The sequence below is a fragment of the Zhihengliuella salsuginis genome (assembly GCF_014651715.1).
Lineage (GTDB): Bacteria > Actinomycetota > Actinomycetes > Actinomycetales > Micrococcaceae > Zhihengliuella > Zhihengliuella salsuginis.
In genome coordinates this window covers 1-12,740 of sequence record NZ_BMXK01000008.1, presented here as the reverse complement: position 1 = coordinate 12,740, position 12,740 = coordinate 1, and the positions used below count along the sequence as shown (strand labels likewise).

The following is a 12,740-nucleotide window of genomic DNA, read 5'->3' as shown; positions in this document are numbered from 1 at the left end:
AGATGCGTCGGCCGCAGTTCTATTTGGCAGCGACCAGTAAGGTGGACGTCATGCGAATTGCACGTTTTGTTGTAGATGGAGACCCGCAGTACGGCGTCGTGAACGGCGATGAGATCGTCGGGATCGCAGGCGACCCCTTCTATCAGGGGGTCCAGCCGACCGGCACCAAGCACGCGATCGACGATGTCAGGCTGGTGGCGCCGATCATCCCCCGGTCGAAGGTCGTGTGCTTCGGCCGGACCTACGCCGACCACGCGTCCGAGCTGGGCAACGAGGTCCCGGCGTCGCCTCTGATGTTCCTCAAGCCGAATACGGCCATTGCGGGCCCGGGCGACCCGGTCACGCTCCCGTCCTTCTCCGAGGAGATCTCCTACGAGGCCGAGCTGGCCGTGGTGATCGGCCGTATCTGCAAGGATGTCCCGGCGGAGAAGGTCGCTGACGTGATCTTCGGCTACACCTGCGCCAACGACCTCACCGCCCGCGACGTCCAGAAGACCGACCTGCAGTGGGGCCGCGCCAAGGGGTGGGACGGGTCGTGCCCGATCGGGCCGTGGATCGAGACCGAGTTCGATCCCGAAGACGTGGGCGTCGTCGGCCGCCTCGACGGCGAGACCGTCCAGGACGGCAACACGTCGGACATGGTGTGGTCGGTGGCGGAGCTGGTGTCGTTCGCCTCGCAGGCGTTCACCCTCCTGCCGGGCGACGTCATCCTGACGGGCACCCCGGCCGGCGTCGGACTGCTGCGTGAGGGCCAGCGGTTCGAGGTCGAGGTCGAGGGGATCGGGACGCTGCTGAACCAGTTCCGCCGCTGAGGATCGCGACGCGGAGAAGGCGCCCGCTCGAGCGACCGAACCTCACATTGAAAGCATGTGGATGAATCCAACGAATACCGGCTCCTCTTCTGCCGCGGCCGACGCTTCGGGCGCAGACTTGGGCGATTACAGCTATGGTCGGCTGCCGCGACGCGTGGGGGCATCCAGCGACAGCGCGGTGGAGGCGTACCTGACGGGCGGTGTGATCCGCTCGCCGAGGTTCGGCGATCTCACGTACGACGGCGGCCGGGTCTGGGATGACGTGGGCGACCGGACGCGGGACCGGTTCACGCACGGGTTCCTCTTTCTGGCCGATTGGGCGTCGGTCCTCGAGGCACCGGAACAACGGGTACGCGCCGCCGTCCTGGAGCTGATCGGCCGCTGGGTGGAGTCCGCCGGCCTCCAGCCGGAATCGGCCAGGCATCCCATGGCCTACCACGACGAGACAACCGCCCAGCGGTTGATGCACTGGCTGCTGGTGGAGTGGAATCTCCGCCGAGGCGGAGTCTCGGACCTGGCACCTCTGCGGGAAGCCATCGACGCGACCGCTGCGATCCTGCGCCGGGAGGACTTCCACGCGGGGTGGAACAACCACGGAATGTTCCAGGACCTGGCGCTGAGGCACTATTCGGAGATGGCGACGTGGAATGACGCCGGTGTGCTCGAGGCAACGCGTCAGGTGGCCCTGCGGCGGCTGCACGACTACTTCTCGACGTGCTTCACGGCCGATGGCGTGCATGTCGAGAATTCACCGACGTACCACCAGATGGTCTGCCAGTACCTGGGGGAGCACTCCGTGTACCTTCATCAGCGGGGGGACACGGATTCGGAGCTGGACGCGATCCTCGCCAAGGCGGCGCGCTACGCGGCCCACGTCGTGACCCCGACGGGAAGGTATCCGCTGCTCAGTGATTCCGTCGCCAGGGACCTTCGCGGTTTGGCGGGCAGGATCTTCGACGACGCCGGCTTCGACTTCTCCGTTTCCGGTGGCCGACGCGGCCGGGAGCCGGCGGAGCGCACTCTCCTCCTGCCCGCATCGGGCTATGCCATCCACCGTTCGGCATGGGCCGACCCCCAGGCGACGTGGGTCATGACCACGGCCGCCTACAACTCGGACTACCACAAGCACTCGGACGACCTGTCGGTGGTCGTCCACTCTCTGGGGCAGCCGCTGCTGACCGAGGCCGGGCCTTACGGATACAACTACGCGGACCCGTTGACCGTGTACGCGTTCAGCCAGTACGCCCACAACAACATCGTTCTGGACGGCCGCAGCGTCCGGCGCGTCGACACCCGCGCCGAAACAGTCCGCATGAGCGCCGCAGAGACCACGGATGCCGGGTTCGAGGTGACGTCCGAGACCGGGCGGCTGCCGGACGGCCACCATCAACGACAGGTCTCCGTCGCCACCGGCGACGATGCGGATGTCGTACGGATCGTCGACACCGTCGAATCGACGGCGGATCGGACGCGCACCTGGGAGCAGTTCTGGAACCTCGCCGCCAACCTGGAGGTGGTTCCGCATGGACAGGGATTCGAGGCATTCCGGGACGGGGTGAAGGTTCTCGATGCGCTGTTCACCGCGGACGTGCCGACTCGAGTGACCGTGCACCGCGGCGAGTCCGGAGAGCGGCCGCTCGGCTGGTCCTTCCCGGAGTTCGGCAAGGTCGAGCCCGCGAACGTCGTGCGCGTCGAGTTCGCGGCGGCTCGAGCGCGGGTGGAGACGCGCTTCGCCGTTCGAGGTGACTTCAACTATGCGGATCTCGCCTTGGTGGACGGAAAAAACCAGTGGCAGCGGTCCAGCACGGTGCCCCCGTTGAACTACAGGCTCGAAGCCGTCGAGCAGCCGGCGGACGCACCCCTGGTGGTCGTCTTCTCGGCGATCAGCCCCAAGGGGCACTTCACCTACAACTACAAGAACTCGCTGCAGGACCTGCACGTGAATGTCCTCTACATCCTCGACGACTTCGGAGACCAGGGCAGCTACTACCTGCAGGACCACGGCCGGACGCAGATCGCGGACGCGGTTCAACGCGTGATCGCGGAAACCGCTGACCGGTTGGGCGTCTCCCGCCGATCGGTGTACTGCATCGGAAGTTCCAAGGGCGGCACGGCTGCGATCTACCACGGCATCGAATTCGGTGCCGGCGGCATCGTCGTCGGTGCACCGCAGACGCGGATCGGATCCTTCCTGGAGAAGCCTCATCCGAACGTCTTGGAATTCATGACGGGTGGTACCGGACCGGGCGACGTCGAACAGCTCGATTCGGTCCTGTTCGATCAGCTTCCACGGCACCGGGACATCCCCGCCGTCGACCTGATCGTGGGCGATGCCGACCACCACTACAGGAACCACGTGCTGCCGTGGGTGGACCAGGCCCGGGAGGCCGGGCACGAGGTCCGTCTCGAAGTCGTGCCCGGAACTCCCCACGCGGAAGTGGGGCCGGTATTCAAAGACTTCCTGCGGTCCAGGATCGGCGCCGTCTCGGAGGTGCGCCGGCCGGACTCCGCCCGGCCCCGACCCGACGAGCCTGCCCCGCCGGAAGCGAAGACCCCGTCCGGCGATGAAAGCCCGGTCGGTCTCCGGCTGGATGTTGAACCGGACGGGCCGGGGCTCAGGCTGCGGGTGGACGGCGCCGCCGGCAGGCAGATCGCTGTCAAACTGTATCGGGACGCGGACGTCGTGGAGGAGACCGGCTACGGGAACGGTACCGAGTTCGTCTGGGACGGCCTGCCAGCCGGGAAGTACCGGGCACGGGTGTATTCGCGGACCCGCGGCGGACCGGCGACCGGACAGACCACGCCCTGGTGCCGGATCCCGTGACGCCGGGCGATGGGCCGGGCGAGTATCCGCCGCCGCGAAAGCCGGGGCACGGGCAGGCGCGTCATCCAGCCCGGTCGAGGCGATGGCCCCTGGTCCGATCCAGACGGCTCTGGCTGGTCCTCGCAGTGCTCTTCGGGGCCGCCGCACGAGTCGGTGATGCCGTACACCTGCCGGCGCCTCTGGTCGGGACCTGCATCGTCCTGGCGGTCGGGTTCGCTCTCGCCGCGTTTGCGGCTCTGGTGCTCTCGCTCGCACGACGTCGGTGAGTCGCGGTTCCGCCGACGACACCGGTCCGCAGTAGGGCTAGAATCGAGGCATCATGACTAGTGCCACGACTCTGCCGACAGTGACCGAAGAAACCCCCGTCCGCGTCCGTTTTTGCCCCTCGCCGACAGGCACCCCGCACGTGGGCCTGATCCGTACGGCCCTGTTCAACTGGGCCTACGCCCGCCACACGGGCGGCAAGATGATCTTCCGCATCGAGGACACCGACGCTCAGCGCGACTCCGAGGAGAGCTACCAGCAGCTCCTCGAAGCCCTCGAGTGGCTGGGCATCACCTGGGACGAGGGCGTCGTCGTCGGCGGCCCGCACGAGCCGTACCGCCAGTCGCAGCGTTCCGACCTGTACCAGGACGTCATCTCCAAGCTGCTGGCGGGCGGACACGTCTACGAGTCCTACTCCACGCCGGACGAGGTCGAGGAGCGCCACAAGGCCGCCGGGCGCGATCCGAAGCTCGGCTACGACAATTACGACCGCGACCTGAGCGCCGAGCAGATCGAGGCGTTCCGCGCCGAGGGGCGCGAGCCGGTACTGCGCCTGCGCATGCCCGAGGACGACATCACCTTCACGGACCTCGTGCGCGGGGAGATCACGTTCAAGGCCGGTGCGACGCCGGACTTCGTCGTCGTTCGCGGCAATGGCAAGCCGCTGTACACGCTGGTGAACCCCGTCGACGACGCCCTGATGGGAATCACGCACGTGCTCCGTGGCGAGGATCTCCTGTCGTCGACCCCGCGCCAGGTCGCGCTGTACCGGGCCCTGATCGAGATCGGCGTCGCCCAGTACATGCCCCTCTTCGGACACCTGCCCTACGTCATGGGCCAGGGCAACAAGAAGCTCTCCAAGCGCGACCCGGAGGCGAACCTCTTCATCCACCGGGACCGCGGCTTCATCCCCGAGGGACTGCTCAACTACCTGGCCCTGCTGGGATGGAGCCTGTCCGCCGACGAGGACATCTTCACCCGCGAAGAGCTCATCGAGGCCTTCGACGTCTCCGACGTCCTCGCCAATCCGGCCCGCTTCGATCTCAAGAAGGCCGAAGCCATCAACGGTACGCACGTCCGTCAGCTGGAGCCGGGCGACTTCCGCGACCGCCTGGTGCCCTACTTCCAGGCTGCCGGCCTGGTGGGGGAGACGCCGAGCCAGCGGGAGGCGGAGATCCTCACCGAGGTCGCTCCGCTGGTCCAGGAGCGCATCACGCTGCTCGCGGAGGCCCCGGACATGACCGGCTTCCTCTTCACCGCCGATGACGAGCTCGATGTCGCGGACGACGCGCTCAAGGGCATGCCGGAGAATCTCGGTGAGGTCGTCGCGAAGGCCACGGCGGCCCTCGAGGCCCTGCAGGCCTGGGACAAGGACGCCATCGAGGGCGCCTTGCGCTCGGCGCTGATCGATGACCTCGGGCTCAAGCCCAGGAAGGCCTTCGGGCCCGTACGGGCCGCCATCTCGGGGCGCCGCATCTCGCCGCCGCTGTTCGAGTCGATGGTGATCCTGGGCCGTGAGTCGTCGCTGAAGCGCCTGGCGGCCTTCGCAGCCCAGATGCCCGTGGCCTGACTGCGGGCGTGACGAGGGACACGCCCCGCGGGGCGGGCTCCGATTTTGGTTTTCCTCAGCAGTGCGTGTAGAGTATTTACTCGTGCTGAGGCGCTGGAAATGACGCTCTAAAGGGCGGCTGACCAGTAGCTGAGGTAGCCATGGGGTATGGTGTAATTGGCAACACAGCGGTTTCTGGTACCGTCGTTCTAGGTTCGAGTCCTGGTACCCCAGCGAAGAAGTTGGAAGCTCTGCTTCATCTTCTTTCCGCGGAATGCGAGTCATCGTGTTCCGTTGCGTTCGGCCCCATCGTATAGCGGCCTAGTACTCCGCCCTCTCACGGCGGCAACGCGGGTTCGAATCCCGCTGGGGTCACGAACGCAAGCAGTTGATAGCTGTTCCGGAGGTCGTTTTTCGCGTCCACACGGTTCAGGATCTTGTGCTTGTGTCACCAAGGGCCCCATCGTATAGCGGCCTAGTACTCCGCCCTCTCACGGCGGCAACGCGGGTTCGAATCCCGCTGGGGTCACCCTTGAAGTCCCGGAAGCCAGCAGGCTTCCGGGACTTTTGTTTTAACGCGGCTGCAGGAATCTACGGCAGGATAGGAGGCGTGAACCCAATGGATGCAGCGCACGTCGCAGTCGCAGTCGAAACGCTGACGGCGGCCCAGCATGAACTGTCCGCGGCCCGCCTGCCGCTGGCCCTCGGAAGCCGCGAGACCGGCGAGGCGGCTCGCAACCGAGCCATCGGACAGCTCAGAGACCATGTGATTCCCCGGTACCAGAGTCTGGACGCGCCCCTGCTGGCGGTCGTCGGCGGCTCCACGGGGGCGGGCAAGTCGACCCTCGTCAACGCCCTGGTGGGACATCCGGTCACCCGGGCCGGCGCCATCCGCCCGACCACCCGCCAACCGATCCTCCTCCACCACCCGGAGGAAGCGGCCTGGTTCCAAACGAACCGGGTTCTTCCCGGCCTCGAACGGATCGTCGGACGCCGCGCTGGCGGCGAGGGTGACGACGGCGCATCGCGGCCCCTGCCATCCACGGCTGAACAGAATCCGGCACTGGCGGGTTCGCTCGTGGTGCTGGGCGAGACGTCGATTCCCAGGGGACTGGCCCTCCTCGACGCCCCGGACGTGGACTCCATCGCCGACGAGAACCGGCGGCTCGCAGGACAGCTCCTCGCCGCCGCGGACCTCTGGCTGTTCGTCACGACGGCCAACCGGTACGCGGATGCCGTTCCGTGGGAGCTGCTCGACGACGCTGCGAGGCGCGACATCACCGTGGGCGTCGTCCTCGACCGTGTACCGGCGGAGGCGGCGGGAGAGATCTCCTCCCACCTGCACTCCCTGCTCGCCGAACGCGGGCTCGACGACGCCCGCCTCTTCGTGGTGGAGGAGACCAGGCTCGACGAAGACGGGATGCTTCCGCCCACCGCGGTGGCCGACGTCAAGGACTGGCTGACCGGTCTCGCATCTGACGCCGCAGCACGTTCGGAGGTCGCCCGCCGTACGCTGGCCGGTGCCGTCGACCAGGTCGCCGAACTGTCCGAGGCAGTCCTGTCCGCCGAGCAGGACCAGCTGGAAGAAGCCGAGCACCTCGCCGACATCGTCGAGCGGGCCTTCGCGCAGGCCAAGGACGACGTCAGCGACGCCGCGCAGGACGGTACCCTGCTGCGGGGCGAGGTCCTGGCCCGGTGGCAGGACTTCGTGGGAACCGGGGAATTCTTCCGGTCGCTGGAGACGACCGTCGGACGGGTCCGGGATCGCATCGGCGCCTTCTTCACGGGAAAACCCGTGCCCGTCAAAACGGTGGAGGAGGCCATCGAGACCGGCCTGCACGCCGTCATCGTCGATTCGGCCGCGCGGGCCACCGAGCTCGTCTACCGTTCGTGGAGGGCGACGCCGGCGGGCCGCGGCGTGCTGGACGGCACCGACGTCGGACGCCTCTCCCCGGATTTCTCCGAACGGACCGGGGCCGAGGTCCGGGCGTGGCAGACGGACCTCATGGAGCTGATTCGGACCGAGGGGGAGGGAAAGCGTTTCACCGCCCGGATGGTTTCGTTCGGGGTCAACGGCGTCGCCGTGGCCCTGATGGTGGTCGTCTTCGCGTCGACGGCGGGGCTGACGGGCCTGGAGGTGGGCATCGCCGGTGGCTCGGCGGTGGTCGGGCAGAAGCTCCTGGAGGCGATCTTCGGAGAGGAGGCCGTCAGACGGTTGGCACGGAAGGCCCGGTCGCTGCTGGAGGACCGCGTCGCAGGGCTCCATTCTGCCGAAGCGGAGCGTTTCGAGGCGCTCCTGACCGGAGTCCGGGACACCGTTGACGTGGAGAAGCTGGGCCGGGCCGTCGTGGATACGAGATCACTCGTCGCCACGCGTCGCAGCAGTGCCGGCCCGAGGGAAGGCGGGGATCGTGCCTAGAGCACTGAAAACCAAGGGGACAGCTCCGGACGAGCTCGAGGAGCGCCTGGGCTGCCTGCGCGCAGCTGTCGAGGCAGGACGTGGCCGCGTCTCCGGTGAAGCAGTCAGTCAAGGGGAGCAGGTCCTCGAGCGGGCCTCACGGCGGCGTCAGTTGTCGTCCGATCATACGGTGGTCGGATTCTTCGGAGCCACGGGCTCCGGAAAGAGCTCGCTCTTCAACGCGATGGTCGGCGTCGAGCTGGCGCGAACGGCGGCGACACGGCCGACGACGAGCCGGGCGTTGGCTGCTGTCTACGAGCACGCCGGCGCACAGGCGGCCGATGCGGGCGAGCTCCTGGACTGGCTCCAGGTTCAGGATCGGCACGTCATCGAGGACGCGCACGCGTCCGATCAGCCGCAGCGCAGCGGGCTCGGGCGGTGGTGGCGGGGGGACTCCGTCGTGCCGGCCGGTGGGCTCATCCTCCTGGATCTGCCCGATTTCGATTCGACGGCCCGTGAGCACCGCGATGTGGTGGATCGGATGGCCGGACAGGTCGACGTGCTGGTATTCGTCCTGGACCCGCAGAAGTACGCGGACGCCGTCGTGCATCGGGACTTCCTGAGCCGCCTGGCCTCGCACGATGCCGTGACGCTCATCGTCCTGAACCAGTCCGACCGATTGCCGGAGGCGGAGGTGCAACCCGTTCTGGCGTCGCTGTCGGCGTTGCTCGATGCGGATGGGATCCCCCGGCAGAAGCTGCGCGCGGTGTCGGCCGCGACGGGGGAGGGGATCGACGGACTCCGAGCGGACATCCGTGCGATGGTGGATCGGAGGTCGGCCGCACACCAGCGTTTGACGGCCGACGTCAGCCGGGCGGGGGATGCTCTCGCGGTGGACGCGGCAGAGACTGCGCTCGCCCAGCCGGGTCGTCCCGAGCGGCAGGCGCTTGCGGCGAGTCTGGCGGACGCTGTCGGCGTCGAGACGGTGGTCCGGGCGGCGAAACGGTCTTACCGCCTGGACGCTACCGCCTACACGGGGTGGCCCCTCACAAAATGGGTCTCGAAGCTGCGGCCGGATCCTCTGCGGCGCCTCAACCTCAAGTCGGCGGACGTGAATCCCGACGTCAACCGCACTTCTCTTCCGGCTGCGGGGGCGGCCCAGCGTGCCATGGCCGACGGCGCGGTGCGCCGTTTTACCGAGCGGGCCGGAGAAGGGGCGCCACCGGCCTGGCAGTACGCGATTCGCGATGCCGGGATCGCGAATCGGGACGAGCTGCCCCAGCATCTCGATCGTGCCGTCGCCGGTACCGACCTCAAGGCAAACGCGAAATCCTGGTGGTGGTACGTCGTTGCCGTTGTGCAGTGGATCGCTCTGGCCGCAGCGCTGGCTGGAGCCGTGTGGCTCCTCGGATTGGCGGTGGCGGACTACTTCCAATTCGAGGTTCCCCCGGCACCGCGCGTGGAGGGTATTGCCGTTCCGACGTTGTTGGTCGCCGCGGGATTGCTCGCGGGCGTGGTTTTGGCCTTGGCATCTGCCGCGATCGCCCGAGCCGGAGCCGCCATCCGAGGGCGCACAGTCCGACGGCGGCTGCAGGAGTCGGTGTCGCGCGTCGCCGGGGACAAAGTCGTCGAACCGGTGCGTGAAGAGATCGAGCGGTGCAACACTTTCCGGGCCGCTGCCGCGTGCGCAAGATCGGGTGGCGCCTCGTGAGCAGGGGATTTACAGAGAAAGAACTGATCGAGACGTTGCTGGCCGGCTACCGGTCGGCGGCGCCGCTTCTCGGGCCCGGTGACGACGCTGGAATGCTGTCCGTTCCGGACGGCCGACTGGTCACCACGGTGGACACGATCACCGAGGATCAGGACTTCCGCAGGGTCTGGCCCTGCGGCTACCGAACCACCGGCTACGACGTCGGCTGGAAGTCGGTGGCGCAGAATCTCTCGGACATCAACGCGATGGGGGCGAGGCCCACCGGCATCGTGACCAGTCTGAGCCTGCCGGCCGAGATCGATCTCGGCTGGGTTGCGTCCTTCGCCGCAGGGGTATCGGATTCCATCGAACAGCTCGGAGCGCACGACTGTGCGATCATCGGCGGAGATGTCGGCCGGGGACGCGAGATCTCCGTGACGACGACCGCGTTCGGTTCCCTCGACGGGGGAGAGCCCGTGCTGCGCTCCGGCGCACGTCCCGGCGACATACTGGCAGTCTGCGGGGTCCTCGGACAAGCGGCCGCCGGTGTAGATGTCCTCGAACAGGCGACTTCCCGGTCTGAAATTCAGACGATGCCCGTTGGTGACTTCCCCAGCGAATGGCCAGAAGATGTCCGTTCCGCGGTGCTTGGACAGTTGCGTCCCCGGCCTCGCATTGGAGCAGGCGCGGTGGCCCGGGCCAGCGGTGCCCACGCAATGTTGGACCTGTCCGATGGGCTTGTCCGTGATGCTGAACGCATTGCGGACGCCTCTGGCGTATCGATTCGCCTTGAGTCCGCGTCTCTCGAGCACGAACTCCGGAAGCTTCACGAGGCTGCAGGCTCGACTGGAGTCGATCCGTGGAAGTGGGTTCTAACGGGTGGAGAGGGCTTCGCTCTCTTTGCGGCGTTCGACGCGGATGCTGATCTACCGGAGGATTGGTGCTTTGTGGGGCGAGCCGAGCCCGGGGAAGCCGAAGTGCGGATCGATGAGAGGTTCGCACGCGATTGGCTGGCGGAGAACATCGGCCAAGCGTCGAGCGGTTGGGACCCGTTTCGATGATTGATCAAAGTCCCGCCGCCGGTCGGATGCTAGGCCGCGCTGAGAACTGGTGACGAGTTCGGCAGCGCGCGTTGTCCGGTCGAAACCATGGAAACCACTAGTTGTATGAGGCCATGACGTTGGTGACACCGGCACGCAGGCGGGAGGCCGGCGGGCGGCCCCTCGCGGCACTATGCGGTCGATGGTAGTTGAAGTGGATGACCCACGTCTTCAGCGCTTCGGCGCGTTCATTCTCTGAGGTCCAGGTCCGGGCATAGAGGAATTCCTCGGCGAGGATCCGGTTGTAGCGTTCGACCTTGCCGTTGTGCCTGGGCGTGTAGGCCCGGATCCGCTGATGAGTGGACGCGAACGTGAGGACGGTGCGCACGAAGTTCTTCGCCGTGTAGTTCGACCCGTTGTCCGTGATCACGCGGGTGATCCGGGTGATGCCGTGGGCGGCGAAGAACGCGCGGGCCCGGTGGAAGAACCCGATCGTGGTGACTGCTTGCTCGTTGGGCAGGGTCTCGGTGTAGGCCAGGCGGGAGAACCCGTCCACCATCGTGTGCAGGTACACGTACCCGCGTTTGGCGCCCTGCTTGGCCTTCGCCCGTTCGGCGGCGCGGGCCTGGTCGCTGTCGCGGCCGTGGGCGAACCAGCCGCCGCCGTCGGGGATCCGGCCGGTCTTCTTCACGTCCAGATGCGCCATGTGGCCCGGGTACCGGGCGGTGATGCGTCCGGCCGGTTTGCGGGAGGACTCTCCGTCGGGCAGCAGGTGCCGGCGCCGGTTGATGCCGAGGCGGGCGAACCAGCGTCCGACTGTCCGGGGGCTGATCCGGATGCCTTCACGGTCGAGTTCGAACGCGATCCGGGTCGCGGACCACTTGTGATCCCGCCGCAGCGCCTCGATCCGGGCCACGACCTCCGGCGGGTCTGTGACGGGGACGTGTCCGGGCGGCATGAGGACTCTTGCAGGCCGTCAGGCCCATGTTCGGCGTAGCGGCGGCACCACTTGGCCACGGTGGCCCGGCTGATCATGTGCTCGGCCGCGACATGAGCCTTCGGGCGGTGCTGGCAGGCTTCGACGATCCTCAGGCGGGCGACAGGGGTCAACGCGGCGCTAGAGTGGGTCATGAGGGGTAGCTCCTCGCAGGGAATGGTTTCTTGGTCGATATCAATCCTGCCGCGAAGAGCTACCCCTTCTCACATCCCGGTGCTGTCACAACGTCATGACCCACAACAGTTAGAGGTCTCGGCGACACCGGAATCGCAAGTATCGGTGTCTGCGCAGTCTTCGGTCGAAGGCGCCCCGAAACCGACTTCACATTCCGAATTTCAGGACGGGCTCCTCGCGTGTCCCAGGCTGTCCACGGCTTCTGACATTTCGCTCTGGATACTTTCGACTGGGACCTTCGGACCGGTATCCCGCAGCGACTAGACGACTTGAACCGGTTCGCAAGCATTGAGGCGATCAGGTAATGGGAGCAGTCGATTCGATTGGGGTTGGCTATAGTGTTGGGGTGTATAAATCGAATCTTTCTGACGCCTTCAAGGCGTATGACGTTCGCGGCCTCGTCGGCACTTCGCTGACCGCCGAATCGGCCGAGGCCGTCGGTGCCGCGTTCGTGGACGTGCTGGGCCTCTCCGGACAGACCGTGCTGGTGGGTCGGGACATGCGGCCGTCGTCGCCGGAGTTCGCGGCGGCGTTCGCCCGCGGCGCGGCGGGTCGCGGCGGCCGGGTCCAGCTGCTCGGTCTGATCTCGACGGACGAGCTGTACTTCGCCTGCGGTGTCCGCGAGGCGGCAGGCGTGGTGTTCACCGCGAGCCACAACCCGGCGCAGTACAACGGCATGAAGATGGCCAAGGCCGGCGCCGTCCCGATCTCCGCCGACACGGGGCTGTTCGAGATCCGCGACACCGCGGTGCGCTACCTGGACTCCGGCCTGCCCGACGGCGTCGCCGGCGGTTCGGTCGACGAGGTCGACGTCCTGGCCGACTACGCCGCGTACCTGCGGTCGCTGGTGGACCTGTCGGGGATCCGCCCGCTGAAGGTCGTCGTGGATGCCGGCAACGGGATGGGCGGCCTCACGACGCCGGCCGTCCTCGGCGACGTGCTGCTGCCCGGGCTCCCGCTCGAGATCGTGCCGATGTACTTCGAGCTCGACG

7 protein-coding genes, 3 tRNA genes and 1 pseudogene are annotated in these 12,740 nt (G+C 67.3%); 10 read left to right on the top strand and 1 reads right to left on the bottom strand.

The genetic code is table 11. The annotated features are described in order from the left end of the window. The first annotated feature begins 50 nt into the window (after nt 1-50). The 9 genes from IE069_RS09905 to thiL all read left to right on the top strand — a co-directional run bounded on the left by IE069_RS09905 (nt 51) and on the right by thiL (nt 10,598). Complete coding sequence (locus tag IE069_RS09905; protein ID WP_189350054.1) at nt 51-812, top strand: fumarylacetoacetate hydrolase family protein; 762 nt, start codon at nt 51-53, stop codon at nt 810-812. 154 nt (nt 813-966) lie between these two features. Further along, nucleotides 967-3,636, top strand: coding sequence for a heparinase II/III domain-containing protein (locus tag IE069_RS09900; RefSeq protein WP_189350052.1), 2,670 nt, complete (start codon nt 967-969; stop codon nt 3,634-3,636). A 319-nt stretch (nt 3,637-3,955) separates the two neighbouring features. Then, nucleotides 3,956-5,470: a glutamate--tRNA ligase gene (gltX, locus tag IE069_RS09895; protein WP_189350050.1), complete on the top strand. Its 1,515-nt coding sequence runs from the start codon at nt 3,956-3,958 to the stop codon at nt 5,468-5,470. 141 nt (nt 5,471-5,611) lie between these two features. Next, nucleotides 5,612-5,683: transfer RNA gene (locus IE069_RS09890), tRNA-Gln, on the top strand. 68 nt (nt 5,684-5,751) lie between these two features. Next, a tRNA-Glu gene (locus tag IE069_RS09885) sits at nt 5,752-5,824 on the top strand. A gap of 81 nt (nt 5,825-5,905) precedes the next feature. Beyond that, nucleotides 5,906-5,978: transfer RNA gene (locus IE069_RS09880), tRNA-Glu, on the top strand. A 90-nt stretch (nt 5,979-6,068) separates the two neighbouring features. Continuing rightward, the gene (locus IE069_RS09875; RefSeq protein WP_189350368.1) at nt 6,069-7,868 is read left to right on the top strand and encodes a dynamin family protein; all 1,800 of its coding nucleotides are present in this window, start codon (nt 6,069-6,071) and stop codon (nt 7,866-7,868) included. Continuing rightward, complete coding sequence (locus tag IE069_RS09870; protein WP_229791074.1) at nt 7,861-9,558, top strand: GTPase family protein; 1,698 nt, start codon at nt 7,861-7,863, stop codon at nt 9,556-9,558. The genes IE069_RS09875 and IE069_RS09870 overlap by 8 nt, the downstream gene beginning before the upstream one ends. Next, nucleotides 9,555-10,598, top strand: a complete 1,044-nt coding sequence (gene thiL, locus IE069_RS09865) for a thiamine-phosphate kinase (protein ID WP_189350048.1) — start codon at nt 9,555-9,557, stop codon at nt 10,596-10,598. The genes IE069_RS09870 and thiL overlap by 4 nt, the downstream gene beginning before the upstream one ends. Nucleotides 10,599-10,695: 97 nt before the next feature. Here thiL and IE069_RS09860 read toward each other — a convergent pair. After that, nucleotides 10,696-11,708: pseudogene (locus IE069_RS09860) on the bottom strand (IS481 family transposase). 344 nt (nt 11,709-12,052) lie between these two features. Between IE069_RS09860 and IE069_RS09855 the strand changes: the two are divergent. Next, nucleotides 12,053-12,740 (top strand): phosphohexomutase domain-containing protein (locus IE069_RS09855; RefSeq protein ID WP_506016866.1); only part of this gene is annotated, 688 nt, incomplete at its 3' end.

What these genes read in the sequence shown, in the direction of transcription:
- gltX (WP_189350050.1), top strand. Translation starts at nt 3,956, where the DNA reads ATGACTAGTGCCACGACTCTGCCGACAGTGACCGAAGAAACCCCCGTC.
- IE069_RS09905 (WP_189350054.1), top strand. Translation starts at nt 51, where the DNA reads ATGCGAATTGCACGTTTTGTTGTAGATGGAGACCCGCAGTACGGCGTC.
- IE069_RS09875 (WP_189350368.1), top strand. Translation starts at nt 6,069, where the DNA reads ATGGATGCAGCGCACGTCGCAGTCGCAGTCGAAACGCTGACGGCGGCC.